At 68.4% G+C, this 26,009-nt stretch carries 18 protein-coding genes and 4 tRNA genes; all 22 read left to right on the top strand.

What is annotated here, in order from left to right:
* Window positions 1-111: 111 nt before the first annotated feature.
* The 22 genes from B0E54_RS12190 (at window position 112) to B0E54_RS12090 (ending at window position 25,890) form a co-directional block, all read left to right on the top strand.
* Window positions 112-195, top strand: a tRNA-Tyr gene (locus tag B0E54_RS12190).
* A gap of 1,113 nt (window positions 196-1,308) precedes the next feature.
* A complete protein-coding gene (locus B0E54_RS12185; protein WP_234583449.1) occupies window positions 1,309-4,821 on the top strand; it encodes an AAA family ATPase in 3,513 nt (1,170 codons plus the stop codon).
* A gap of 1,331 nt (window positions 4,822-6,152) precedes the next feature.
* Window positions 6,153-6,278 (top strand): hypothetical protein, encoded by a 126-nt coding sequence (locus B0E54_RS32435; protein WP_255786879.1) that lies wholly within the window; start codon window positions 6,153-6,155, stop codon window positions 6,276-6,278.
* Window positions 6,279-6,338: 60 nt separating this feature from the next.
* Complete coding sequence (locus tag B0E54_RS12180; protein ID WP_234583448.1) at window positions 6,339-8,867, top strand: bifunctional diguanylate cyclase/phosphodiesterase; 2,529 nt, start codon at window positions 6,339-6,341, stop codon at window positions 8,865-8,867.
* Window positions 8,868-8,959: 92 nt separating this feature from the next.
* A tRNA-Thr gene (locus B0E54_RS12175) sits at window positions 8,960-9,032 on the top strand.
* 24 nt (window positions 9,033-9,056) lie between these two features.
* Window positions 9,057-9,129 (top strand) — tRNA-Met (locus B0E54_RS12170).
* Window positions 9,130-9,261: 132 nt separating this feature from the next.
* Complete coding sequence (rpmG, locus tag B0E54_RS12165; RefSeq protein ID WP_007073056.1) at window positions 9,262-9,429, top strand: 50S ribosomal protein L33; 168 nt, start codon at window positions 9,262-9,264, stop codon at window positions 9,427-9,429.
* A 125-nt stretch (window positions 9,430-9,554) separates the two neighbouring features.
* The gene (locus tag B0E54_RS12160) at window positions 9,555-10,001 is read left to right on the top strand and encodes a MaoC family dehydratase N-terminal domain-containing protein (protein ID WP_007465337.1); all 447 of its coding nucleotides are present in this window, start codon (window positions 9,555-9,557) and stop codon (window positions 9,999-10,001) included.
* Window position 10,002: 1 nt separating this feature from the next.
* The gene (locus tag B0E54_RS12155; protein ID WP_234583447.1) at window positions 10,003-10,395 is read left to right on the top strand and encodes a MaoC family dehydratase; all 393 of its coding nucleotides are present in this window, start codon (window positions 10,003-10,005) and stop codon (window positions 10,393-10,395) included.
* A gap of 129 nt (window positions 10,396-10,524) precedes the next feature.
* A tRNA-Trp gene (locus B0E54_RS12150) sits at window positions 10,525-10,597 on the top strand.
* A 213-nt stretch (window positions 10,598-10,810) separates the two neighbouring features.
* On the top strand, window positions 10,811-11,203 hold the full coding sequence (gene secE, locus B0E54_RS12145) for a preprotein translocase subunit SecE (RefSeq protein WP_234583446.1): 393 nt from the start codon (window positions 10,811-10,813) through the stop codon (window positions 11,201-11,203).
* A gap of 39 nt (window positions 11,204-11,242) precedes the next feature.
* Window positions 11,243-11,965: a transcription termination/antitermination protein NusG gene (nusG, locus tag B0E54_RS12140; RefSeq protein WP_234583445.1), complete on the top strand. Its 723-nt coding sequence runs from the start codon at window positions 11,243-11,245 to the stop codon at window positions 11,963-11,965.
* Window positions 11,966-12,152: 187 nt separating this feature from the next.
* A complete protein-coding gene (rplK, locus tag B0E54_RS12135) occupies window positions 12,153-12,584 on the top strand; it encodes a 50S ribosomal protein L11 (protein WP_007465329.1) in 432 nt (143 codons plus the stop codon).
* Window positions 12,585-12,662: 78 nt separating this feature from the next.
* Window positions 12,663-13,379, top strand: a complete 717-nt coding sequence (gene rplA / locus B0E54_RS12130; RefSeq protein ID WP_234583444.1) for a 50S ribosomal protein L1 — start codon at window positions 12,663-12,665, stop codon at window positions 13,377-13,379.
* 82 nt (window positions 13,380-13,461) lie between these two features.
* Window positions 13,462-14,316 (top strand): ABC transporter ATP-binding protein, encoded by an 855-nt coding sequence (locus B0E54_RS12125; protein WP_234583443.1) that lies wholly within the window; start codon window positions 13,462-13,464, stop codon window positions 14,314-14,316.
* Window positions 14,313-15,002 (top strand): hypothetical protein, encoded by a 690-nt coding sequence (locus B0E54_RS12120; RefSeq protein ID WP_234583442.1) that lies wholly within the window; start codon window positions 14,313-14,315, stop codon window positions 15,000-15,002. Before B0E54_RS12125 ends, B0E54_RS12120 begins: the two co-directional genes overlap by 4 nt.
* A 339-nt stretch (window positions 15,003-15,341) precedes the next feature.
* Window positions 15,342-15,890, top strand: a complete 549-nt coding sequence (gene rplJ, locus B0E54_RS12115; RefSeq protein WP_007465325.1) for a 50S ribosomal protein L10 — start codon at window positions 15,342-15,344, stop codon at window positions 15,888-15,890.
* Between the two features lie 52 nt (window positions 15,891-15,942).
* Window positions 15,943-16,326 carry a 50S ribosomal protein L7/L12 gene (rplL, locus tag B0E54_RS12110; protein WP_007465324.1) on the top strand — a complete coding sequence of 128 codons (384 nt, stop codon included), beginning with the start codon at window positions 15,943-15,945 and terminating at the stop codon, window positions 16,324-16,326.
* A 573-nt stretch (window positions 16,327-16,899) separates the two neighbouring features.
* Entirely contained in the window at window positions 16,900-20,331 is a 3,432-nt protein-coding gene (locus B0E54_RS12105) for a DNA-directed RNA polymerase subunit beta (RefSeq protein WP_234583441.1), read from the top strand.
* A gap of 80 nt (window positions 20,332-20,411) precedes the next feature.
* A complete protein-coding gene (locus B0E54_RS12100) occupies window positions 20,412-24,299 on the top strand; it encodes a DNA-directed RNA polymerase subunit beta' (protein WP_234583440.1) in 3,888 nt (1,295 codons plus the stop codon).
* A 93-nt stretch (window positions 24,300-24,392) separates the two neighbouring features.
* Entirely contained in the window at window positions 24,393-24,761 is a 369-nt protein-coding gene (locus B0E54_RS12095; RefSeq protein ID WP_234583439.1) for a hypothetical protein, read from the top strand.
* 748 nt (window positions 24,762-25,509) lie between these two features.
* Window positions 25,510-25,890 (top strand): hypothetical protein, encoded by a 381-nt coding sequence (locus B0E54_RS12090; protein WP_234583480.1) that lies wholly within the window; start codon window positions 25,510-25,512, stop codon window positions 25,888-25,890.
* Window positions 25,891-26,009: the final 119 nt, after the last annotated feature.

Raw genomic sequence — 26,009 nt, 5'->3', positions numbered from 1 at the left:
GTCGGCCGCCGACCAGCGGCACGACCCTCTGACCGTACCCGGTTGCGTCGGTCCCGGGGTGAGCCGCTATCCTTGCTTCCGCCGCCGCGTTACGACGCGGTGGGGTGCCCTGGCGGGTTGCCCGAGCGGCCAATGGGAGCGGACTGTAAATCCGTCGCGAAAGCTACAGAGGTTCGAATCCTCTACCCGCCACCAGGTGCAGACACGGCCCCTGACCAGCAGAGATGCTGATCGGGGGCCGCGGTCGTTGGTCTGGCCGATTATGGCTGCGTCCAGCCCGTGACAACTGGTTGTAGGCAGTTGCTGGGCAACCGGGCGGGTCGAGGGGTCGGGCAATTGCACGGTAAGGTCCTGCCGAACCTCCGTGGCCTCTCGGACCAAGCGCCCAACCTGCCTGCCCCAGCGATGGTCGATCTTCTCGTGGTGACAGGACAGGGAAGGCTTGACCTCGCCACGTCGTCGAAGTCGGCGTGCCGTCGGACAAGTCGCAGTATCCCGCCGTGGGTCCGCGACTTCCGACGGACGCATCCATGCGTGGTAGAGGCGGCCGAGAACGCCGTGACCCTCTCGGCGCGTTTGCCGAGAGATCTCACCGCCCTCAGCAGCGCGGCGACCTGGGCCGGGTTCTCCACCACTCGCCAGTCGGTGGAATGTGTCACCTCAGAGACGGTCCAGTACGCCCGTCGACCAGGTTGGAGGCAATCAGCTCCAGCTCGACGGTAGACCCGAGCACGTCATAGATGATCTTCAGTTGCAGTCCAGGGGTGCCTTAGCTGGCTCCGACTAGACTTGGTTCCTTCGGTATCGCTGTCAGCGCCTTCGATGATCAGGGGTGTGTCAGGTGGCAGGTCGGCCGGTTGCCTGGGCCGCGGGATTTGGGGTGGCACTAGCCGCGGTCAACAGTGCATTGATCAATGAACTGCATGGCGACTGGAAGTGGTGGGTCGCCTGCGGAGCCCTGACGGTGGCCGGAGCGGCACTGGCGGGATGGCTGGCGACCCGGCCAGCGGACGCGGAACAACGGATTGGTAGCGGAGCTGTCGTCGCCGGCCGAGACATCGCTGGACAGGTCCGCACTGGTGGATCCCCATGTGCCCAAGTCCACGATCCGTCGCCGGTAGCGGGGGTGAATCCGGGCGCCGTCGTCGCCGGGCGAGACGTCACTGAACGAGCCGATATCGATACCAGAGGACACCAGCCTGGACGGACGTCGGAATTGGGCCGTTAGTTATGAGCCGATCATGGCAGCTAGCCCCAGGTGCAGTAGCCGCCGGGCGAGATATTACTGGAACCGTTCACACCGGACCGATGTACGTGCAGGTCACGGCTGGCGGCTTCGATCAGGTTCATAGCGCGGTCTTTGATCCAGCACCGCTGTTCGAACTCTTGGACCTCGCGCGATTCCAAGGCCGCAAGGATTTGATCAGCCGTATTGATGAACGGATCACCAGAGCCGACCGCGGTTACGTAGTCATCCGCGGCGAAGCTGGGGTTGGTAAGAGTGCACTGGCGGCTCACCTGGTTTGGACCCGTCCATGCGCGTATCACTTCACTGCGCTGGACGGCGGTGCGCGTAACCCAGTCGAGGCACGTAAGAGTTTGGCGGCCCAATTGATCGCTGCTTGGAGCTTGGCGCAGCGGTTCACGCCCGGTGACGTCTTTCCCGCTGCGGCAGAGCGGCCAGACTGGCTCGCAAGGGTCATTCGAGCAGCGGTGGCAGCCCGCAACGAGCAGCATCCGCCAGCGGAGCGCCTGCCGATCGTGCTGGTCGTCGATGGGTTGGACGAGGCCGAACCAGACCCGCCGGGAATGGGCACCGGGGTACCACTAGGACTACCCAGCCCGGACGCTTTACCGCCAGGGGCTTACATCATCGCGACGAGCCGCTACGGACTTCCCTTGGTCGCGCTGCGTGATCCACTGCGGGTTGGCTGGTCACAGATCGATGTGCAAGGCGCGGACAACTTAACCGATATGGCCACCTACCTACAAGTTGCCACAAATGGCCCCAACTCGGACGCAGCGCTGACCCGGGCACTTGCCGATCATGGAGTTACCGCGGAGGTATTCGCTGCGACGTTGCTGGACCGCTGCCAAGGCGTGTGGATCTACCTCCGGTATGTCCTAGACGAGATTCGCGCCGGCTTGCGCCCCCCAACCGACGTAGCCTGCCTTCCAGATCGACTGCGCGGGTATTACGAACAGCACATCCAACGATGGTCCAAGCATCCCGACTGGGAAGGCTTGCACCTACCGGCCTTGGCCGTGCTCGCTGCGCTCAGGCGTGGTGTTGCCATCGAAGAGCTCGCCGCCGCCCTGCATCGGTCGAGCGCCATTGGCCAACTGGCGAGGTGGCTAGATGGGCCCGCCCGCGCCTTCCTCGACGTCACGACCAGCATCAGTCAGGTGCGCCACTACCAGGTCCGGCACCAAAGCCTCCGTGACCTATTCATCGCCCCCGCCGGCCCGAACGACGATCGGGAGCCCATCGACGCCGGGCTTACCCAACGGTTGAACGCCGCATGGGCCGCCGCGCATCGGACGATCGCTAGCTGGCTTATCCCACGCCGCAACAGCATTACTGGTCGTCGGGATTGGGCAGGTGTGGACGATTACACCCGACTGCAGCTGCCCAGTCACGCCGCGGCTGGCAAGGTTCTCGACGACCTCGTGACGGATCCAGGCTTCCTGCTCTCCTTCCCGCCCGGACAGATCCTGTGGCATCGGCACACCCTGACTCACCGCCAGCAAATTGCCGCCGCCGCGGCCCTCGAGAGTGCCGCCACCAGCGACTGGTCCAACCGGGTGGAATCTGAACGAGCATGGTGGCTGCACGTTTGGGCCCGAAAGACCCGGTCAACGCATCTTGCCGAAACGCTCACGTTCGACCACCCTGACTGGCCTTGGCACGCGCAAAGTGCGTTCTGGTCTGGCACCACCGCGCGCACCCTCACTGGGCACACAGGGGCAGTCGTTGCGGTGGCGGTGTTGCCTGGCCTAGATGGGCAGCATCACATTGTCTCTGGCAGTAGCGACCGGACGGTGCGGGTGTGGGATGCGAACACCGGCAGCCTGCTAGCCGAGCTCACGGGCCACGGCGGAGGGGTGTCGGCGGTGGCGACGTGGCCTGGTCCAGATGGCCAGCACAGGATTGTGTCCGGCAGCAGCGATGGAACGGTGCGGGTATGGGACCCCGACACCGGGACTGAGCTAGCGATTCTCAGCGCCCACACTGACGAGGTGTCCTCATTAGTGCTGCTGCCCGGCCCGAACGGGCGATCCCGCATCGTCTCCGCTGGGGACGAGACGGTACGGGTATGGGACCCCGACAACGCCACTGATCTCGTCGAACTCACCGGTCACACCAACGAAGTGACCGCGCTGGCAGTGCTGCCTGGCCCCGACGGGCGCCACCGCGTCGTCTCCGCCGGCGACGAAACGGTACGGATATGGGACCCCGACACCGGCGTCGAGTTGGCAAAGCTCGCTGGCCACACCAGCTGGGTTTCCTCGGTGGCCGTGCTGCCCAGCCCGGACGGGCGTTACCGCGTCGTCTCCGCTGGCGACGGGACGGTGCGAGTATGGGACCCCGATAACGGCACCCAACTGAACGTGCTCCGCGGACACGCGAGAGGGCTGTCTGCGGTGGCGGCGCTGCCCAGCCCGGACGGACGTCACCGCATCATCTCCGCCAGCGACGGGGCTGTACGCGTGTGGGACCCGGACAACGGCGCCGAGTTGGCCGAACTCACCGGCCACGCCGACGAGGTGACTGCCCTGGCGGTTCTGCCTGGGCCGGAAGGTCAATACCGTATCGTCTCGGGCAGTAGCGACCGAACGATTCGCGTGTGGGACCCCGACAACGGCGCCGAGTTGGCCGAACTCGCGGGCCACACCAATGAGGTGACCGCCCTGGCGGTTCTGCCTGCCCCGGAAGGTCGACACCGTATCGTCTCGGGCAGTAGCGACCGAACGATTCGCGTGTGGGACCCCGACAACGGCGCCGAGTTGGCCGAACTCGCGGGCCACACCAATGAGGTGACCGCCCTGGCGGTTCTGCCTGCCCCGGAAGGTCGACACCGTATCGTCTCGGGCAGCAGCGACCGAACGATTCGCGTGTGGGACCCCGACAACGGCGCCCAGCTGGCCGAACTCGCGGGCCACACCAATGAGGTGACCGCCCTGGCGGTTCTGCCTGCCCCGGAAGGTCGACACCGTATCGTCTCGGGCAGCAGCGACCGAACAATACGCGTGTGGGACCCCGACAACGGCACCCAGCTGGCCGAACTCACCGACCACACCAATGAGGTGACCGCCCTGGCGGTTCTGCCTGCCCCGGAAGGTCGACACCGCATCGTCTCGGGCAGCAGCGACCGAACAATACGCGTGTGGGACCCCGACAACGGCACCCAGCTGGCCGAACTCACCGGCCATACTGGTTGGGTGTCCGGGGTCGCGGTGCTGCTCGGCCAGAATGGACGACATCGCGTCGTCTCGGCTGGCGATGAAACAGTACGGATATGGGACCCCGACACTGGCATCGAATTGGCACGACTAACCGGCCACACCAGCTGGGTATCAGGGGTCGCGGTGCTCCCCAACGCGAACGGGCGATATCGCGTCGTCTCGGCCGGCGATGAAACAGTACGGATATGGGACCCCGACACTGGCGTCGAATTGGCACGACTAACCGGGCACACCAGCTGGGTGTCTGCGGTTGCGGTGTTGCCTTGCCAGGGCAATCGATACCACATCGTCTCCGGCAGCAGCGACCGATCGGTGCTGGTCTGGGCTCGTCAGCACGGCGCATCCCACGCTTGACCGCGATGTAGGGCTCCCGCAGCAGGCGGACGCAGTTCGCGATGAAGGAAGAACCGTCCAACCCCCGGGATACCGGGGCACGAGGTTTCGCGGTAGCGCTGCTGGCGAAACCGTTCAGGATCACCGAGGCTAGGTCGTTGGCTCTGGCCTCGGTGATCCGCACCTGTGTCCCATCCGGCGGTCGATCTGTACGCAGCCCGCTTATTAGGAACTGGCGACGGTTAGATGCACAGAGTTAGACCTGCCGTGAGGCGTTCCTGACGGATGTCGACCCGGGTCGGTCTGCAACCGGAGGCCGTTGTCTCCTGACGTGCACGACCGGCCCTGCGCGCGGCTCGTGCCACCTCCTGGTGCCTCGACGCCGACCGGCGTCGCGGCTGCGATGTTGCTGGCGGGCCGGCTCGACTGCCGGGTTTGAGTTGCCCGGGGCAGCACATTGGTCGGCTCACCACGCCCAAGGCGCATCCCCGGGTAGAGCATCCCTGGCGCTGGCGAGATTGACGGGGCAGCGCCGTGAAGGCCACGCGCGCCGTGCGGTATGCGGCAACTGCGCCTCGTGGACCAGCCGCTGCATCTTGCAGGAGGCCGACTGCAACAGTTCAGGACCGTTGACAAGCGGCACGTACCCCAAAGGACGCTCTGCTCCTGCTCGGTTGCCACGCGGTTGGGCCCGACTGCCGGACGTGGCCTACACCGCCATGGCGACGGGTACCGCCACGCAGCCAGGTGGAGGTCTCTCCATGCCGGGACCACGGGAACAAGGCGGGTACGTCGCGGCCCACGAGGCGACGGCGGCCGAAATGGGCCCCTGTTCCGACCGTTGCGATAGGACGCGGCCGAGCCGGCTTGAGCGCCGGTACGCCTGAGTGTTCACGCAAATTGCATCTGCGAGGGTCGATGGGACCGTCCATGTGAGCTGCGTTTACGCTGTTCGTGGTCGCGTGGTTCATGAGGCGTCGTCCATGTGAAATGAACCCGACGAGATACTGGCGTGATGGCGCGGAGCCGGTATGGTGGTCGATGGCCGGACTTGAGGCGTGCGTGCGGGTCACGCAGGCAGATGTTACTGAGCGTGACGTTCGAACCGGATGTGGCGAGTGCTTATAGGTGGACCCGAATTGCGTTGAAGGTCGTTTTCAGCACTGCGCGCAGCGGTGAACTGACCCGCAAGCTCGTGATCTGGCCCAGTGTGACGAGGGCGGTAGGCCGAACGGCGGGAAGTAACAGACGGTGGGGCCAGTAGGGCGGCCACCACTTCTCTGGTTGCCCGGGCTGTGGCACGATCGTGGAACCTCCACTACCCCACGAGACCTTCCGACAGGAGCAATCTTATGTCTGGTCGTAGGTTGGGCCGGCTGTATGGCTCGCTCCTCATCCTGGCCGCCGCCGCCACCATGGTCATCGCAAACCACGGTGTACCCGCCGATCTGCACCTCGCGGACGTCATCTGGGTCTGACGACCCCTGTCCGACGGGCCACTGCTTGTCAAGGGACACGCCACACCGCCAGGGAGCGGAATGATCGCGCGGGACCAGTTGAGGCGCAGGTCGTCGGAAGACGCCTGGATCATCACCGCTCCGCTGATCCTTCTGGCGGTCACCTGCGCAACCCTCACCGGTCTGGTCGCCGACCGTCCGTTCGGCGACTGGCACTGGGCAGCGCTCCTTCTCGCGGCGATGATCGCCGCGGGTCTGCCGCTGCTGGTGCTGGTCGCTCGCCGGCAGTCGGTGGCCATGACGCTCACCGAGTTGCCGCTCGTCCTGGCGCTGTACTTCCTGCCGCCGCTGACGGTCGTCGTCATCTACACGCTCGCGTCCCTGGTCACGCAACTGCGACACCGGATCACGGCGCCCAAGGTGTGGTTCAACGCGGCGCGGGCCGCCGCGGGGACGTCGCTCGCCACTCTCGTCCTCCAGGCGTTGCCGCCGAGGTCGGGTGTCGGCCTGACGACGTGGGTGAGTCTCTGCTGCGCGATCAGCGTGGTGTTCCTGGTGAGTCTCACCGCCGTCATGTCGGTGCACACCCTGTTGCAGGGCTGGCAGGCCGGTCGGGAAGCCCTCCGCGCGGCGCCGTCACTGCTCCTGACCGCGGGCATCAACGTCGCCGCCGGTCTGGTCGTCCTGATCCTGATCCAGGCGTCCTGGTGGTCGTTGGTGCCCCTGGCCGCGTTGGCGGCCGGGCTCGCTCTGGTCTACCGCTCGTACACCCAGTTCTTCCGCCAGCACCGCACGCTCACCGACATGTACGAGCTGAGCATGGCGGTCGCGGCCAGCGGCCAGGACGGCACCCTCGTCGACGCCCTGCTCGGCCGGGTGCGCGCGCTGATGCAGGCCGAGTACGCCACCCTCTGGCTGCCCGCACAGGGCCGTCACCCCGAGATTCTGCTGACCGCGCGAGTCGAGGATTCTGGCCTGCTGGATCTGTCCCTGACCCCGTCGGCGTTGCGGGAGAAGGTGTTGGAGACCGCTCGCCCGGTGACTGTCGGCCGTGGTGTGACAAGTGATCCCGAGTTCAGGGCCAGCCTCGCCGAGCGGGGGGTCAAGGACACGGTGGTCGTTCCGCTCCGCTCGGGTGGTGTGGTGATCGGGACCCTCGAGGTCACCAACCGGCTCGCCGACCCGCTGTACTTCACCCAACGCGACATCTCGGTCTTGGAGACGGTGGCCGCCCACGCCGCCGTGGCGCTCGAAAATTCGCGACTTGTCGACCGCCTGCGGCACGACGCCTACCACGACACCCTGACGCGGCTGCCCAACCGGCGGCGCGTCACCGCGGCGCTGGACGAGTCGGTAAAGGTCGGCGCACCGGGTGAGGTGGTGGCGTTGCTGCTCTTCGACGTCGACGGATTGCGCCAGGTCAACGAGTCCCTCGGCCACGCCGCGGGGGACAAGGTGCTCGTCGAGGTCGCCAACCGGCTGCGGGCCAGCGCGCCGTCGTCGGCCCTGGTGGGTCGCGTCGGTGGGGACGAGTTCCTGGTGACCCTGCGTCTGGAGAACGCCGACGCGGCGCTGGAGCTGGCCGAGCAGCTGCGCGACCAGATCCGCGACGAGATGGTCTTCGACGCGCTCACCCTCGACGTGAACACGGCCGTCGGGGTCGCCGTACACCCGGATCATGGCAGCGATGCCGCGACCCTGCTGCTCCGGGTCGATCTGGCGGCGAACGCCGCCAAGTCGGTGCCGGGCAGCGTGCAGTTGTTCAACCCGGGCCTGGAATCCCGGTCGTTGCGCCGGCTGGGTCTCGCCGGTGACCTGCGTCAGGCGTTGGATCAGAACGAGCTGGAGGTCTACTTCCAGCCCAAGGTGACCCTGCGGGACCGACGTCTGGTCGGCGTCGAGTGCCTGGCCCGGTGGGAGCACCCGACGCACGGCACCGTCGCTCCCGAGGACTTCGTGGCGGTTGCCGCGCACACCGGCCAGTTGAGTCGGCTCACCGAGGTGGTGCTCCGCGAGGGTCTGCGGCGCAGCCGGGACTGGGCCGAGGCCAACCAGCCGCTGCCCATCGCGGTGAACCTCGCCGCCCGCACGCTCACCGACCAGCACTTCCCGGACCGGGTGCAGGAGCTGCTGACCGAGTACGGGGTGCCGGCGCAGCGCCTCACCCTGGAGATCACCGAGTCGGGGGTCCTGGACGGCACGGACCGGCCGATCCCGACGCTGCGTCGGCTCCGGGATCTGGGCGTCCGGCTGTCGGTGGACGACTTCGGCACCGGTGACTCCTCGCTCGCCCACCTGCGCCGGCTGCCGGTGCACGAGGTGAAGGTGGACCGGTCCTTCGTGCAGGGCATGGCGACCGACCCCGGGGACCTGGCGATCGTGAACGCGGTGGTGACGCTCTCCCAGCAGTTCGGCCTGGCGGTGGTCGCCGAGGGTGTGGAGAGCGAGCTGACCCTGGAGCTCCTTCAGGACATCGGGTGCGAGATCGGCCAGGGCTTCCTGTTCAGTCGACCGCTGCCGTACGAGCGACTGGCCGCCTGGTTCGGTGCTCAGGCGGACCCGGAGACGATCTCCGGCGGGGAGCTTCCACGCCTGCGCGTGGTGCCCTGAGCTGGGCATTCACGGGCGCTGGGGATCCGATTTCACCTGCCGACCGGTGCCGTGTATTCTACTTCTGCGCGCCCCACGGGGAGATCGCGCAGGCCCCCTTAGCTCAGTCGGCAGAGCGTCTCCATGGTAAGGAGAAGGTCTACGGTTCGATTCCGTAAGGGGGCTCGAGGGTTCAGCTGGACCCACCGCGGCGGTGTAGCTCAGATGGCAGAGCAAGCGGCTCATAATCGCTGTGTCGCCGGTTCAAGTCCGGCCACCGCTACTCTCGTCTTCCGGGCTCGTTCCCGGTGGTCGTTGAGATGGGCGCCACTGGCGCCCACTTTGCATGTCCGCGCAGTCAGCGTCTAGGCTGACGCGTCGTAGTTGTTTCCGTTAGCGAGGAAGGCACTCCGCCGTGGCGAAGGCTACCGATGTCCGGCCGAAGATCACTTTGGCGTGTGTGGAGTGCAAGGAGCGCAACTACATCACGCGCAAGAACCGCCGGAACGACCCCGACCGCATCGAGCTGAAGAAGTTCTGCCCGCGCGACGGCCGGCACACGGTTCACCGCGAGACCCGCTGATCTCCGGCCGGCACACGCCGGCCGTTGACGAGGCCTTTCCAATCGCCGATCTGACCGGTACGGCGCGGCTCAGCCGCTGCCTGCCGACCAGATCGGCGATTGTGCTTTCCGTGTAGGTTCGCGGCATGTCTCTGGACCCTTCCTTCGTCGGCCGGACGTATCCGCCGACCGCCCCCTACCAGGTGGGCCGAGAAAAGATCCGTGAGTTCGCCACGGCCATCGGCGCCACCGACGCGGCCCACCACGACCCGGTGGCGGCGCAGGCGCTGGGCCACCCGGACGTGGTCGCCCCGCCGACCTTCCCGGTGATCGTCACCATGGCGGCGAGCCGCCAGATCATCGAGGACCCGGCCCTGGGTGTGGACTACAGCCGGCTGGTGCACGGCGACCAGCGGTTCGCGTACACCCGGCCGGTGGTCGCGGGCGACGAGCTGGTCTGCACCAACACCATCGAGGACGTCAGCAACCGGGGCGGGCACGGCTTCCTGACCACCCGCACCGACGTGAGCACTGTCGCCGGGGAACCGGTGGTCGCCGTCTGGGCGCGGTACGTCATCCGCGGGGAGGGCTGAGATGGAACTGCCAGCCAAGACGTTCCGGGTGACCCGGGCGGACCTGGTCCGCTACGCCGGCGCCTCGGGTGACTTCAACCCGATCCACTGGAGCGACCGGGTCGCCACGAAGGTGGGACTGCCCGGGGTGATCGCGCACGGCATGTTCACGATGGCCCTGGTCGGCCGGGCGGTCGCCGAGTGGGCCGGGGCGCCCGACGCGGTGGTCGAGTACGGGGTGCGGTTCACCCGGCCGGTGGCGGTTCCGGACGACGACCAGGGGACCGAGATCGAGGTGACCGCGCGGATCCGTGAGGTGACCGAGGACGGCCTCACCCGCCTCGATGTGACGGCGACCTGTCTGGGGGACAAGGTGCTCTCGCAGGCCCGGGCGACCATCCGGACCGCACGCTGAACCGGGTCCGCCACGCGTGGCGGGGAGACCGGTTGGGAAAGTCGGGTGCCTACCCGTACACTGGTCCGCCGTGGGGCAAGTGACCCCTGCACGGTCGTCTGTGACCGCGTGGGGCGAGTGTTGCCGCACAGGGGTGTAGCTCAATTGGCAGAGCAGCGGTCTCCAAAACCGCAGGCTGCAGGTTCAAGTCCTGTCACCCCTGCGCCTCAGGCCTGACCGTTCCCGTGGGTCGCGCCGCCGACAAGGCGGCGTCCGGCCCGTGGTGGTGGCATCGGCGGGGTGGTTCCGAGGCATTCGGGGCCCCCGGTTGATCCACCGGCCGCGGCCCGTCGCGGGACGGTTTGGCCCGGCCGGCGTGACCAGCGCCGCGTACGCCGCCCGGCGTGCGACCCGAGATTCCGCGACGGAGGGCGAAGTGGCCGACAACAAGCGGCGCGGCGAGGACGCCGGCGACGATCGTCTCGACGACGAGATCGTCGACGACGTAGCCGACGACGACGCCTCCGGCGCGGACGAGCCGGTTTCCCGGGGAGGCACCGCGACGCGGTCCCGCGCCCGGGCGGAATCGGCGGACAGCCGGCCGACCACGAGGTCGGAAACCGGTCGGGTGGGCGTGTTCGGCCGCATCGCCCGGTTTTTCCGCGAGGTCGTTGCCGAACTGCGTAAGGTCATCTGGCCGACCCGCAAGGAGTTGCTGACGTACACCGCCGTGGTGGTCACGTTCGTCGCGGTGATGCTGACGATCGTGGGCGTGCTGGACTACGGCTTCGCCAAGGTCGTGTTGTTCGTCTTCGGCAACTCGGACTGACCGGCTGTCTCCAGCCGATAGTGACGGAAGTGAGCGAGCGTGCCTGAGTACGACGAGACCGCCGGACCGGTGGACGAGCAGTCCACGGTCGCGACGGCGGCTGGTGACGAGTCGGTTGAGGCCGCCAGCGAGCCGGAGTTCCCCACCACCGAGCCTGCGCCGGACGAGGAGTACGACCCGGTCGCCGAGCTGCGGCAGAAGCTGCGCTACGCCCCGGGTGACTGGTACGTGGTGCACTCGTACGCCGGTTACGAGAACAAGGTGAAGACCAACCTCGAGACCCGGATCACGAGCCTCGACATGGAGGACTTCATCTACCAGGTCGAGGTGCCGACCCGGGAAGAGGTCGAGGTCAAGAACGGTAAGCGTTCGCAGATCCAGGCCAAGGTCTTCCCGGGCTACATCCTCGTCCGGATGGAGCTGACCGCCGAGTCCTACTCGTGTGTCCGCAACACCCCGGGTGTGACCGGCTTCGTGGGCGCGACCGACCGGGCCGACCGGCCGGCGCCGCTCTCCCTCGACGAGGTGCTGAAGTGGCTGGCGCCGGCGGTCGAGACCGAGCAGAAGAAGGCCAAGCCGGAGATCAAGGTCCTCGACTTCGAGGTCGGCGACTCGGTCACCGTCACCGACGGCGCGTTCGCGTCGCTGCCGGCAACGATCAGCGAGATCAACGCCGACCAGCAGAAGCTCAAGGTGCTGGTGTCGATCTTCGGTCGGGAGACCCCGGTGGAGCTCAACTTCAACCAGGTCGCCAAGATCTGACCGGTCGTCGGCGGCGGGCCCGGCCCGCCGCCGACGTCGGCGTACGCCCTCCCGCTCGACCTCGGCGGACGAGCGGGCTGCGGCCTGCGCTACTCTTGAACGTCGCCGCTGTCGCACCGCGCTGACCGTGCGCGTCCCGAGGGCGGCGACGGCCGCATTTTCCCAGCTCCAAGCCCCAGGAAGTGACATGCCTCCGAAGAAGAAGCTCGTCAAGACGTTCACGCTTCAGCTGCCGGCGGGCCAGGCCACGCCGGCGCCGCCGGTCGGCCCCGCGCTCGGCCAGCACGGCGTGAACATCATGGAGTTCTGCAAGTCCTACAACGCGCAGACCGAGTCCCAGCGGGGCGACATCGTCCCCGCTGAGATCAGCGTGTTCGAGGACCGGTCCTTCAGCTTCGTGCTGAAGACCCCGCCTGCCGCCCGGCTGCTGATCAAGGCCGCCGGTGTGCAGAAGGGCTCGGGCGTCCCGCAGGCCGAGAAGGTCGGCTCGGTGAGCCGCGCCCAGCTGCGTGAGATCGCCGAGAAGAAGATGGCCGACCTCAACGCCAACGACCTGGACCAGGCCGAGAAGATCATCGCCGGCACCGCCCGGTCGATGGGCATCACCGTCAGCGACTGACGTTCGGCCTCGCCGACGACCCGACCGTGGGAGGGCCCGCGCCGAGCGGCCCGCCAGAGACCACAGGAGTAATCAGCAATGCAGCGCAGCAAGAGCTACCGCAAGGCCGCCGACGTCATCGACCGGTCGAAGCTCTACACCCCCTCCGAGGCCGTGAAGCTGGCCAAGGAGACCACCAACGTCAAGTTCGACGCCACGGTCGAGGTCGCCATGCGCCTCGGCGTCGACCCCCGCAAGGCGGACCAGATGGTCCGCGGCACGGTCAACCTGCCGCACGGCACCGGTAAGACCGCCCGCGTGATCGTGTTCGCCGGTGGCGCGAAGGCCGAAGAGGCCGCCGCGGCGGGTGCGGACGAGGTGGGCACCGACGAGCTGGTCGCCCGCATCCAGGGTGGTTGGCTCGACTTCGACGCGGCGATCGCCACGCCGGACCAGATGGCCAAGATCGGCCGGATCGCGCGGATCCTGGGCCCGCGCGGTCTCATGCCGAACCCGAAGACCGGCACGGTGACCATGGACGTCACCAAGGCGGTGCAGGACATCAAGGGCGGCAAGATCACCTTCCGGGTGGACAAGCACTCCAACCTGCACCTGATCATCGGCAAGGCCTCCTTCACGGAGACCCAGCTGGTGGACAACTACGCGGCGGTGCTCGACGAGGTGCTGCGTGCCAAGCCGTCCGCGGCCAAGGGCAAGTACCTCCGCAAGGTCATCCTCACCACCACCATGGGCCCGGGTGTTCCGGTCGACCCGAACCTGGTGAAGAACCTCCGTGAGGACCAGGCCGAGGCCTGAGCCGACAAGCTCGCTCGTACCGGGGCGCCGCCACGATCGTGGCGGCGCCCCGGCGCGTCTGTGGTGTGGCAAGCTCGACCGCATGCGGCTGGAGAACGTCTGGTTGCGGTACCACAGGCGTGGTCCGTGGGTGCTGCGGGACGTGGACGTGCGGATCGGTCCGGGTGAGGTCGCGGTCGTCCTGGGCCGCAACGGGGTGGGCAAGTCGACGCTGCTCCAGGTGGCCGCCGGGGTGCTGCGGCCGGGTCGGGGCCGGGTCGTCGACCGGCCGGCCCGGGTGGGCTGGGTGCCGGAACGCTTTCCGGCCGACCAGCCCTTCACCGTCTCGGGCTACCTGACCGGCATGGCCCGCGTGGCCGGGTTGGGATCGTCGGCCGCCGACAAGGCGGTGACCACCTGGACGCAGCGGCTCGGCCTGGACGCGTTCAGCTCGGTGCGGCTTCCGGAGCTGTCCAAGGGCACCGCGCAGAAGGTGGGTCTCGCCCAGGCCATGCTGCGACGACCCGGCCTGCTGGTGCTCGACGAGCCGTGGGAGGGTCTCGACGCCACGACCCGCGAGCTGGTTCCCGAGCTGATCGACGAGGTGCTGGCCGACGGCGGCACGGTCCTGGTCAGCGACCACCGCGGGGAGACGGTCCGGCTGCCGGCCGCGCGCCGCTGGTCGGTGGCCGCAGGCGTGCTGACCGAGGAGACCGCGCCGACCGGCGAGGAGGCCGTCGCGGTGGTCGAGGTAGCGGTGCCGGCCGCGCGGGTCGCCAGCACCGTCGCCCGGTTGCGCGCCGAGGGCCACCAGATTCTTCGCGTACGCGCCGACACCTCCATCACCGCACCACAGGCCCGACCCGCTGCCGCACCGCTGCGGCCGACGGGCGAACCGGCTCTCGACCAGCCCGAGGGCGCGGACGCGGTCGAGCAGGCGGCGGGGGAGGCCCGGTGACCGCCCTGGTGCGGATGCGGCTGGCCGGTTTCCTGCGGACGGGTCGGGCGTTGGCGCCCCTGCTCGCGGGTCTCGTCGTGCTCGGCACGCTCTACGGCGGTGGCCGGTCCCAGCCGGCGGAGGCGTACGGCGTCTCGGCCGTGGTGCTCTTCCCGGTGCTCGCCTGGCAGACCAGGATCCTTCTGGACATCGAGCCGGACGTGCAGCGCCGGCTTGCCCAGGTGACTGTCGGGGTGGCCCGGGAGCGCCTGGCCGGGCTCCTGGCGGCCGGCGTGGCGGCACTGGTCGCGGTGGCGGTCGCGCTGCTCTTCCCCTGGTTGGTGGGCGGGGTCACCGGCCCGGTCGAGCCGGGGGACCGGTCGGTGCCGGTCGGCATCGCGCTGGGACTGTGGGCGCATCTGCTGGCCGTACCCGCGGCTGTTGCCCTGGGCGCGCTGGCCAGCCGGGCGTCGGTGGGCGGCGCCGCGTACGGCGTGGCGGTGCTGGCCCTCGGCGGTGTCGGCGCGGTGGCGCTCGGCCTGCGCGGTTCGGTGGCGCCCTGGTTGGTGCCGCCGATCATGGCCACCGCGCGGACGACCGCGGGTGACGCCGCCGCCCTGACCCTGCTCGGGCTCACGCTCTGGGCAGTGGCGTGGAGTGCGGCAGTCACGGTCGGCTACCTGTGGCGGCGGCGGGCCCAGGGCTGACCAGCCACGGTCGGTGTGAGCGGGCTCACCGGGGGCGATTTGGCGCTCGTAGTGGGGGCGCGTACTCTTCAACAGTCATCCGTGTTTCCATGGATGAGGAACCACCCAGAGACCGCTGGTCACCGTGCTCCGGCACGGTCGAAGGTCCCGCGACAACGGGCGACCCGCGTAGGGCGGCAAGCGTAACTCGGCAGTGAGCATGGTCCGCCGACCGTGACGATCCGCCGGCCCTCGCCCCGTGCGCCCTGCGCCGGGGCTTTTCGTTGTCGTGCTGCCTCCGCCCCCGCTCCGGCTTCGGCCGTTTCGGGGACCAGCCTCGAGTAACGAGAGAGGAGGGACATGGCGGACAAGCCGATCCGGGCCGACAAGGCCACGGCCGTCGCTGAGCTGACCGAGAGCTTCCGCAATGCGGGCGCCACCGTGCTGACCGAGTACCGCGGTCTGACGGTTTCCCAGCTCACCCAGCTGCGGCGCTCGCTCGGCGCCGAGACCAGCTACACGGTCGCGAAGAACACGCTGGCGAAGCGTGCCGCGACGGACGCGGGTATCAACGGCCTCGACGAGCTGTTCACCGGTCCTACCGCGCTGACTTTCGTTTCGGGCGACGTCGTCGAGGCGGCGAAGGGGCTTCGCGACTTCGCGAAGGCCAACCCGAAGCTCGTCATCAAGGGCGGTGTCTTCGAGGGCAGGGCCATTTCCGCGGCCGAGGTCACGAAGCTCGCCGACCTGGAGTCCCGCGAGGTGCTGCTGGCCAAGCTGGCCGGCGCGATGAAGGGCAACCTGAGCAAGGCCGCGGCCCTGTTCCAGGCTCCGCTCTCCAAGGCCGCCCGTGCGGCGGCCGCCCTGGCGGACAAGAAGCGCGAGCAGGAGGGCGCCGAGGCGGCCTGAGGCCGCGCGGCGCACCCACGTTCTTAGACAACCTTTAGAAAGGACGCCAGATATGGCGAAGCTCAGCACCGACGAGCTGCTCGACGCGTTCAAGGAGATGACGCTGATCGAGCTCTCCGAGTTCGTGAAGCAGTTCGAGGACACCTTCGAGGTCACCGCCGCGGCTCCGGTCGCGGTTGCCGCCGCCGGTGGCGCTCCGGCCGCCGCCGAGGCCGAGCCGGAGAAGGACGAGTTCGACGTCGTCCTCGAGGCTGACGGTGGCAAGAAGATCCAGGTCATCAAGGTCGTGCGTGAGCTGACCGGCCTGGGCCTCAAGGAGGCCAAGGACGCGGTCGAGTCCGCGCCGAAGGCCATCCTGGAGAAGGTCAACAAGGAGACCGCCGAGAAGGCGAAGGCGAAGCTCGAGGGTGAGGGCGCCAAGGTCACCCTCAAGTGACCTGACGTTCCACCTGCGCGTGCCCGGCTCAGTGAGCCGGGACACGATCGCGTCGCGGCGGGCGGTGATCCGACACGGATCGCTGCCCGCCGTGTTTCGTGGATCGGGCGACAACCGTCCTGAGCTGGGCGTCGATGGTCGATGTGCGACCACCGGACGAGCCGATCCGGTCGCCCCCAGGTGGGAAAGAACCGACGACCCGGATACCGGCCCTTGACGCGGCCCCGGGCTGCCAGGCACGCTGAACACCAGCAAGACACCGCGCTTGCGACGGCCACGACGTGGGTAATGACAGCGGCGGCACCAACGGCCGCGGCAACCCGAGCGGCCCAGTGGGGACGTTGCGTTCTGAGCGGCCCGGCAGACCCCGGTTTACGGGGGCCGAGGCGCGTTCCGCGAACGACCTGCGGGGTGGGCTGGACAGCGGTTAGCCTCTCGGCTACACTGCTAGTTTGCGCTGCCTTCCGACTTGACCCCTGCTCGGAAATGTCCGTTTACGGATATTTCTGGTGGGGTCATTGGAGTGCACGCGTACCAGCCGTTCTGCAGCACCGGTCCTCGGAAGGACGCATCTTGGCAGCTTCCCGCCCTGCGAAGACCAGTCGTACGTCGAGCGCATTCGCTCCCCGCCGAGTTTCATTCGGCAGGATCACCGAACACCTCGAGGTCCCCAACCTCCTTGCCATCCAGAACGAGTCCTTCGACTGGCTCGTCGGCAACGAGGCTTGGCAGGGCCGGTCGGCGGACGACCCGCACGCACGCTCGGGTCTCGCGGAGATCCTTGAAGAGATCAGTCCCATTGAGGACTTCTCCGGCACCATGTCACTTTCCTTCTCGGCGCCGCGCTTCGACGAGGTCAAGGCCTCGATCGAGGAGTGCAAGGAGAAGGACCTGACCTACTGCGCTCCGCTCTTCGTGACCGCGGAGTTCACCAACAACACCACTGGCGAGATCAAGAGCCAGACGGTGTTCATGGGTGACTTCCCGATGATGACGCCCAAGGGCACCTTCGTCATCAACGGCACCGAGCGCGTCGTGGTCAGCCAGCTCGTCCGGTCCCCGGGCGTGTACTTCGACAAGCAGCCGGACAAGACCTCCGACCGCGACCTCTCCAGCGTCAAGGTCATCCCGAGTCGGGGTGCCTGGCTGGAGTTCGACATCGACAAGCGCGACACGGTCGGCGTTCGCATCGACCGCAAGCGTCGGCAGGCCGTCACGGTCCTGCTCAAGGCCATCGGATGGTCGGCCGAGCGGATCCGTGAGCGGTTCGGCTGGTCCGAGCTGATGATGACCACGCTCGAGAAGGACCACATCGCCGGCGCCGACGAGGCCCTGCTCGACATCTACCGCAAGCTGCGCCCTGGCGAGCCGCCGACGCGCGAGAACGCCCAGACCCTGCTCGACAACCTCTTCTTCAACCCGAAGAGGTACGACGTCGCCAAGGTCGGGCGCTACAAGTTCAACAAGAAGCTCGAAGTCGACGTGCCGATCACCACCGGCACGCTGACCGAGGACGACATCGTCGCCACCGTGGAGTACCTGTGCCGGCTGCACGCCGGTGAGGACGGCTACGAGGCCGACGACATCGACCACTTCGGCAACCGTCGTCTGCGCACCGTGGGTGAGCTGATCCAGAACCAGGTTCGGGTCGGCCTCTCCCGCATGGAGCGGGTCGTCCGCGAGCGGATGACCACGCAGGACGTCGAGGCGATCACCCCGCAGACCCTGATCAACATCCGCCCGGTGGTGGCGGCGATCAAGGAGTTCTTCGGTACGTCGCAGCTGTCCCAGTTCATGGACCAGACCAACCCGCTGGCGGGCCTGACCCACCGGCGTCGGCTGAGCGCGCTCGGCCCGGGTGGTCTGTCCCGGGAGCGGGCCGGCTTCGAGGTCCGCGACGTGCACCCGTCCCACTACGGCCGGATGTGCCCGATCGAGACGCCGGAAGGCCCGAACATCGGCCTGATCGGCGCGCTGTCCACCTTCGCCCGGGTCAACCCGTTCGGCTTCATCGAGACGCCGTACCGGAAGGTCGTCGAGGGTCGGGTCACCGACCAGATCGACTACCTGACCGCGGACGAGGAGGACCGGTTCGTCAAGGCCCAGGCCAACGCGCGTCTGAAGGCGGACGGCACGTTCGCCGAGGAGCGGGTGCTCTGCCGTCGTAAGGGCGGCGAGACCGAGGACGTCGTCCCCGGTGCCGTCGACTACATGGACGTCTCGCCCCGGCAGATGACCTCGGTCGCGACCGCCATGATCCCGTTCCTCGAGCACGACGACGCCAACCGGGCACTGATGGGCGCGAACATGCAGCGCCAGGCGGTGCCGCTGGTCAAGGCCGAGGCGCCGCTCGTGGGTACGGGCATGGAGTACCGGGCCGCTGTCGACGCCGGCGACGTGGTTGTCGCCGAGGTCGGCGGTGTGATCGAGGATCTCTGCGCCGACTACGTCACCATCCACCAGGATGACGGCCACCGCCGGACGTACCTGCTGCACAAGTTCCGCCGCTCCAACGCCGGCTCCTGCGTCAACCAGAAGCCGGTGGTCTTCGAGGGCGACCGCGTCGAGGCCGGTCAGGTCATTGCCGACGGTCCGTGCACCGACGAGGGCGAGATGGCGCTCGGACGCAACCTGCTGGTGGCGTTCATGTGCTGGGAGGGCCACAACTACGAGGACGCGATCATCCTGTCGCAGCGCCTCGTGCAGCAGGACGTGCTCACCTCGATCCACATCGAGGAGCACGAGGTCGACGCCCGGGACACCAAGCTCGGTCCGGAGGAGATCACCCGCGACATCCCGAACGTCAGCGAGGAAATGCTCGCTGACCTCGACGAGCGCGGCATCATCCGGATCGGCGCCGAGGTCGTCCCCGGCGACATCCTGGTCGGCAAGGTCACGCCCAAGGGCGAGACCGAGCTGACCCCGGAGGAGCGGCTGCTCCGCGCGATCTTCGGTGAGAAGGCGCGTGAGGTTCGGGACACCTCGCTGAAGGTGCCGCACGGCGAGACCGGCACGGTCATCGGTGTGCGCACGTTCTCCCGCGAGGACGGCGACGAGTTGCCGCCGGGTGTCAACGAGCTGGTCCGGGTCTACGTCGCCCAGAAGCGCAAGATCCAGGACGGCGACAAGCTCGCCGGCCGGCACGGCAACAAGGGTGTCATCTCGAAGATCCTGCCGATCGAGGACATGCCGTTCCTTGAGGACGGCACCCCGGTCGACATCGTGCTCAACCCGCTCGGCGTGCCGAGCCGGATGAACATCGGCCAGGTGCTGGAGACCCACCTCGGTTGGGTCGCCAAGACCGGGTGGAAGGTCGAGGGTGACGACGCCGAATGGAAGCGTCAGCTCCGCTCGATCGACGCGCACGAGTCCGAGGGTGACACCAACGTGGCCACCCCGGTCTTCGACGGTGCCCGCGAGGAGGAGATCTCCGGTCTGCTCGAGTCGACCCTGCCCAACCGGGACGGCAAGCAGCTGATCGGGCGTACCGGCAAGGCGCAGCTGTTCGACGGTCGTTCCGGCGAGCCGCTGCCCGACCCGATCGCGGTCGGCTACGTCTACATCCTGAAGCTCAACCACCTGGTCGACGACAAGATCCACGCTCGTTCGACCGGACCGTACTCGATGATCACGCAGCAGCCGCTGGGTGGTAAGGCGCAGTTCGGTGGTCAGCGCTTCGGTGAGATGGAGTGCTGGGCGATGCAGGCGTACGGCGCTGCCTACGCCCTGCAGGAGCTGCTCACGATCAAGTCCGACGACGTGCTCGGCCGCGTGAAGGTCTACGAGGCAATCGTCAAGGGCGAGAACATCCCGGAGCCGGGCATCCCGGAGTCGTTCAAGGTGCTGCTCAAGGAGCTGCAGTCGCTGTGCCTCAACGTTGAGGTGCTCTCCAGCGACGGTGTGGCCCTGGAAATGCGTGAGACCGACGACGAGGTGTTCCGGGCCGCCGAGGAGCTGGGCATCGACCTGTCCCGGCGCGAGCCGAGCTCGGTCGAAGAGGTCTGAGGTGAGCGGTCGGGGGCCGGCTCGCCGGCCCCCGACCCCACCCGAGAATTAGCAGTACAGACGACGACATAGGGGACAGAGTGCTCGACGTCAACTTCTTCGACGAGCTGCGCATTGGTCTCGCCACCGCCGACGACATCCGTCAGTGGTCGCACGGCGAGGTCAAGAAGCCTGAGACGATCAACTACCGCACCCTGAAGCCGGAGAAGGACGGACTCTTCTGCGAGAAGATCTTCGGTCCGCAGCGGGACTGGGAGTGCTACTGCGGTAAGTACAAGCGCGTCCGGTTCAAGGGCATCATCTGTGAGCGCTGCGGCGTCGAGGTGACTCGCTCCAAGGTCCGTCGTGAGCGGATGGGGCACATCGAGCTCGCCGCTCCGGTGACCCACATCTGGTACTTCAAGGGCGTTCCGAGTCGGCTGGGCTACCTGCTGGACCTCGCCCCCAAGGACCTCGAAAAGATCATCTACTTCGCCTCGTACGTCGTGACGAGCGTGGACGCCGAGTCGCGTCACCGTGACCTCTCGACGATCGAGAACGAGATCCTGGCCGAGAAGCGGCAGTCCGAGAACAGCCGCGACTCGGAGATCGAGAAGCGGGCCGCCAAGCTCGAGGCCGACCTGGCCGAGCTGGAGGCCGAGGGTGCCAAGGCGGACGTCCGGCGCAAGGTCAAGGAGGGCGGAGAGCGCGAGATGCGCCAGATCCGCGACCGGGCCCAGCGCGAGATCGACCGCCTGGACGAGGTGCTGGACACCTTCCGCAAGCTGGAGCCGAAGCAGCTGGTCACCGACGAGCTGCTCTACCGCGAGCTGCGCGACCGGTTCGGTGAGTACTTCACCGGTTCCATGGGCGCGGAGGCGATCAAGGCGCTGGTCCAGAACATGGACCTCGACGCCGAGGCCGAGAGCCTGCGGGAGACCATCCGGTCCGGCAAGGGCCAGCGGAAGATCCGGGCGCTCAAGCGGCTCAAGGTCGTGGCGGCGTTCCTGAACACCCGCAACTCGCCGCTCGGCATGGTGCTGGACTGCGTCCCGGTCATCCCGCCGGACCTGCGCCCGATGGTGCAGCTCGACGGTGGCCGCTTCGCGACCTCGGACCTCAACGACCTGTACCGGCGTGTGATCAACCGGAACAACCGCCTCAAGCGGCTGATCGACCTCGGCGCACCCGAGATCATCGTCAACAACGAGAAGCGGATGCTCCAGGAGGCCGTCGACGCGCTGTTCGACAACGGCCGTCGCGGCCGGCCGGTCACCGGCCCGGGTAACCGCCCGCTCAAGTCGCTGTCCGACATGCTCAAGGGCAAGCAGGGCCGGTTCCGCCAGAACCTGCTGGGCAAGCGCGTCGACTACTCGGGCCGTTCGGTCATCGTGGTCGGCCCGAAGCTCAAGCTGCACCAGTGTGGTCTGCCCAAGCAGATGGCGCTGGAGCTGTTCAAGCCCTTCGTGATGAAGCGGCTGGTGGACCTCAACCACGCGCAGAACATCAAGTCCGCCAAGCGGATGGTCGAGCGTCAGCGCCCGGTCGTGTGGGACGTGCTGGAAGAGGTCATCGGCGAGCACCCGGTGCTGCTCAACCGGGCGCCGACCCTGCACCGCCTGGGCATCCAGGCCTTCGAGCCGCAGCTGGTCGAGGGCAAGGCGATCCAGATCCACCCGCTGGTCTGCACCGCGTTCAACGCCGACTTCGACGGTGACCAGATGGCGGTGCACGTGCCGCTGTCCGCCGAGGCCCAGGCCGAGGCGCGGATCCTGATGCTGTCGTCGAACAACATCCTCAAGCCGGCCGACGGCAAGCCGGTCACCATGCCCACGCAGGACATGGTCATCGGTCTCTACCACCTCACCCACCTCACCCCCGGTGAGAAGGGCGAGGGCCGGGTGTTCAGCTCGGACGCCGAGGCGCAGATGGCCTTCGACAACGGTGAGCTGGGCCTGCAGGCGCCGGTGCGGATCCGGCTGCGCGGCGTGATCGGTGTTGACAACGGCACCGGCGCCGAGGCGTGGACCGCCCCGGAGGGCTGGGTCGAGGGTGACCCGCTGACCGTGGAGACCACCCTGGGCCGGGTGCTGTTCAACGAGACGCTGCCGCAGGGCTACCGCTTCGTGAACTACGAGATCCGCAAGGGTCAGCTCTCCGCGATCGTCAACGACCTCGCCGAGCGCTTCCCCAAGGTGGCGCTGGCCGCCACCCTGGACGGGCTCAAGGAGGCCGGTTTCCACTGGGCCACCTGGTCCGGCGTGACGATCGGCATGGAGGACGTCATCGCTCCGCCGCGCAAGGCGGAGATCCTGGCGAAGTACGAGAAGGAAGCCGACCGGATCGACAAGCAGTACCAGCGTGGTCTGATGACCGCCGAGGAGCGTCGCGGCGAACTCATCGAGATCTGGACCAAGGCGACCAACGAGGTCGCCAAGGAGATGGACACCGCGCTGCCGCAGGAGAACCCCCTGTGGGTGATGATCAACTCGGGTGCCCGCGGTAACCTGCTCCAGCTCCGGCAGATCGCGGCGATCCGTGGTCTGGTGGCCAACCCCAAGGGCGAGATCATCCCGCGGCCGATCAAGGCCAGCTACCGGGAGGGTCTGTCCGTGCTGGAGTACTTCATCTCCACGCACGGTGCCCGTAAGGGCCTCGCGGACACCGCCCTGCGGACCGCCGACTCGGGTTACCTGACCCGTCGTCTGGTGGACGTCTCCCAGGACGTGATCATCCGCGAGGAGGACTGCGGCACCGACCGGGCGATCCCGATGCAGATCGGCGAGAAGCTGGACGGCAAGCTCGTCGTCCACACCCACGCCGAGACCAGCGTGCACGCCCGGACCCTCGCCGACGACATCAAGGGGCCGGACGGCACCGTGGTGGCCGAGCGCGGCCAGGACATCAACTCCATCGGGGTCGACAAGATCGTCGCCGCTGGCGTGGAGACGGTCCGGGTGCGCAGCGTGCTGACCTGCGAGTCGAAGCTGGGCGTCTGCGCGGCCTGCTACGGCCGTTCGCTGCCGACCGGCAAGTCGGTCGACATCGGTGAGGCTGTCGGCATCATCGCCGCCCAGTCCATCGGTGAGCCGGGCACGCAGCTGACGATGCGTACCTTCCACACCGGTGGTGTCGCGGGTGAGGACATCACCCAGGGTCTGCCGCGTGTCCAGGAAATCTTCGAGGCTCGGGTCCCGAAGGGTAAGGCGCCCATCGCCGACACCCCGGGTCGGATCCGGATCGAGGACGGCGAGCGCTCGCGGAAGATCATCGTGGTGCCGGACGACGGCAGCGACGAGATCGTGTACGACAAGATCTCGAAGCGCGTCAAGCTCCGGACCCACGACGGCGGTCACGTCGCGGTTGGCGAGAAGCTGACCGAGGGCACCATCGACCCGCACGAGCTGCTGCGGATCATGGGTCCGCGGGCGGTCCAGGTCCACCTGACCAGTGAGGTCCAGGAGGTCTACCGCTCGCAGGGTGTGCTCATCCACGACAAGCACATCGAGATCATCATCCGCCAGATGCTCAAGCGGGTGACGGTCATCGACTCCGGCTCGACCGAGTTCCTGCCGGGTGTGCTCGTCGACCGGGCGCTGTTCGAGTCGGAGAACCGCCGACTCGTGTCGGAGGGTGGCGAGCCCGCCGCCGGCCGTCCGGTGCTGATGGGTATCACCAAGGCCTCGCTGGCCACCGACTCCTGGCTCTCCGCGGCCTCCTTCCAGGAGACCACCCGGGTGCTGACCGACGCTGCGATCAACTCGCGCAGCGACTCGCTGGTCGGCCTCAAGGAGAACGTGATCATCGGTAAGCTCATCCCGGCCGGTACGGGCATCAGCAAGTACCGCAACGTCCGGGTCGAGCCGACCGAGGAGGCCAAGGCCAAGGTCTACTCGATGACCGGTTACCCGGAGACCGACTACGGGTTCGGGCCGGCCAGCGGGCAGGCTGTGCCGCTGGACGACTTCGACTTCGGGTCGTACCGCTAAGCACTGAACACCGACGAGGCCCCCGGCACCTGCCGGGGGCCTCGTCGTGTCCGGACCGACCCGCCCGTCGACCGGGTTGGGCATGATGGAGGCATGACGACCGCACCCGGACAGGTGTCCGTCGCGTCCCAGGGCCTGCGCCACCCGCTGGATCCGGACCCGGCCCGTGCCACGAAGGCGCGCGCGGTGTTCGCGCTGGGGCTGCTGGGCATGCTGACCGGGCTGTTCATCGGCGGGGTGGTGCCGGCGACGATCGCGCTGCAACTGGCCCGCCAGGCCCGCCGGGAGGCGTACGCCTCAGGGGGTTTCCTGACCGGCGGCGTCTGGCTGCGGCGGGGGGAGCGGTTGGCCTGGACCGGCCTCGTGCTGGTCGCGGTGAGCGTGGTCGTCGCCGTGGTGATCGGGGTGGTTCGGGTGGCTGGCACGCCGTTGGGCCACGACTACCCGGCGAACATGGACTGACCGTTCCACCGGCCACGCCCAGCGCGAACGGCGCCGCTTGCGGCGGTAGCCTGGCCGGTGTCCGCCGCGCGGCGATTGGCGGCCCTGTCGACAGGAGGACCTCGTGACGGAACCGGCGCGGCCCCCGGCGGATGAGCCGGCGGGGCATCCTGACGCGCCGGCCGCGAGCCCGGCCCCCTCCGCACCGAACGACCGGGCGCAACCCGATCAGGACGGGCAGCCCGCCCCACCCGCCGACGTTCCCGATACGGGTACGCCGCCGTCGGGTTGGGGTGCGCCGCCCGCGCCCGCGTGGGGTCCGCCCACTGCCGAGTGGGGCGGGGTCTATCCACCCGGGCACGGCCAGCCCCATCCCGCTTCCGGGGCGCCGCTGCCGCAGGCATGGGGTCAGCCACCGTCGGTCCCTGGTGCGCCGACGGGCTGGAGTCAGCCGTCCGGGCACGCCGCGCCGGTGGGCTGGGGTCAGCAGCCGTCCGGGCCTGCCGCGCCGCCGGGCTGGGGTCAGCAGCCGTCGGGCCCTGGTGCGCCGGCGGGGTGGGATCAGCCGTCCGGGCCTGGTGCGCCCGGGGGTTGGGGGCATCCGCCGTCGGGGGTCGGTACGCCGACCGGCTGGGGTCAGCCGCCGTCGGCGCCTGGTGCGCCCGGGGGTTGGGGTCAGCCGGCGCAGGGCCAGTCGCCCGGGTGGGGTGTGGCTCCCGCCCGACCGGTGCCTCCGCCCAGCGACGACCAGCGGCGGCCGCCGAAGCGGGTGGAGGCGGTGCCGGGGACGCCGTTCGGCGTGGTGCACCTGGATGTGCCGCCGGTCACCTCCGGACTGGCGACCGGGGCGTTGGTGGCGGGTATCGCGTCGATCCTGGTCTCGCTCCTGGTGATCTGTTTCGGGGTGGCTTTCGGCAACGACGGGGGCGTCTGGGCGTCCGGCGCCTTCACCGTGCTGGGGGTCCTGGCGGGGGTGGCGGCGATCGTCATCGGTCTGCTGGGCCGGCGGCAGATCAGCCGGCCGGCCGCGCCGTCGGCGGTACGGTTCACCGGGCGCGGGCTGGCGGTGGCGGGCATCAGCTGCGGCGCGGCGGGTGCGCTGCTCAGCCTGCTGGGTCTGGGTCTGGCGTTGCTGATCACCCTGACGTGAGGCCGCGCACCGAGTCTGCGGTGCCTGCCCGGGGGCGACGGGTGGTCCGGCGGGGAAGCCGGTACACTTGTGTCCGTAGGTGCCCATCGCGGGCGACGAGGCGGGACGAGATCCGGCCG

Source organism: Micromonospora sp. MH99 (assembly GCF_021442385.1).
Classification (GTDB): Bacteria; Actinomycetota; Actinomycetes; order Mycobacteriales; family Micromonosporaceae; genus Micromonospora.
The sequence above is the reverse complement of the archived record's forward strand: the minus strand, read 5'-3'. Positions and strand labels throughout refer to the sequence as shown.

Coding starts and splice junctions, on each gene's coding strand:
- B0E54_RS12185 (WP_234583449.1), top strand. CDS start 1,309: ATGTACGTGCAGGTCACGGCTGGCGGCTTCGATCAGGTTCATAGCGCG.
- B0E54_RS32435 (WP_255786879.1), top strand. CDS start 6,153: ATGTCTGGTCGTAGGTTGGGCCGGCTGTATGGCTCGCTCCTCATCCTG.
- B0E54_RS12180 (WP_234583448.1), top strand. CDS start 6,339: ATGATCGCGCGGGACCAGTTGAGGCGCAGGTCGTCGGAAGACGCCTGG.
- B0E54_RS12160 (WP_007465337.1), top strand. CDS start 9,555: ATGTCTCTGGACCCTTCCTTCGTCGGCCGGACGTATCCGCCGACCGCC.
- B0E54_RS12155 (WP_234583447.1), top strand. CDS start 10,003: ATGGAACTGCCAGCCAAGACGTTCCGGGTGACCCGGGCGGACCTGGTC.
- rplK (WP_007465329.1), top strand. CDS start 12,153: ATGCCTCCGAAGAAGAAGCTCGTCAAGACGTTCACGCTTCAGCTGCCG.
- rplA (WP_234583444.1), top strand. CDS start 12,663: ATGCAGCGCAGCAAGAGCTACCGCAAGGCCGCCGACGTCATCGACCGG.
- B0E54_RS12125 (WP_234583443.1), top strand. CDS start 13,462: ATGCGGCTGGAGAACGTCTGGTTGCGGTACCACAGGCGTGGTCCGTGG.
- rplJ (WP_007465325.1), top strand. CDS start 15,342: ATGGCGGACAAGCCGATCCGGGCCGACAAGGCCACGGCCGTCGCTGAG.
- rplL (WP_007465324.1), top strand. CDS start 15,943: ATGGCGAAGCTCAGCACCGACGAGCTGCTCGACGCGTTCAAGGAGATG.
- B0E54_RS12095 (WP_234583439.1), top strand. CDS start 24,393: ATGACGACCGCACCCGGACAGGTGTCCGTCGCGTCCCAGGGCCTGCGC.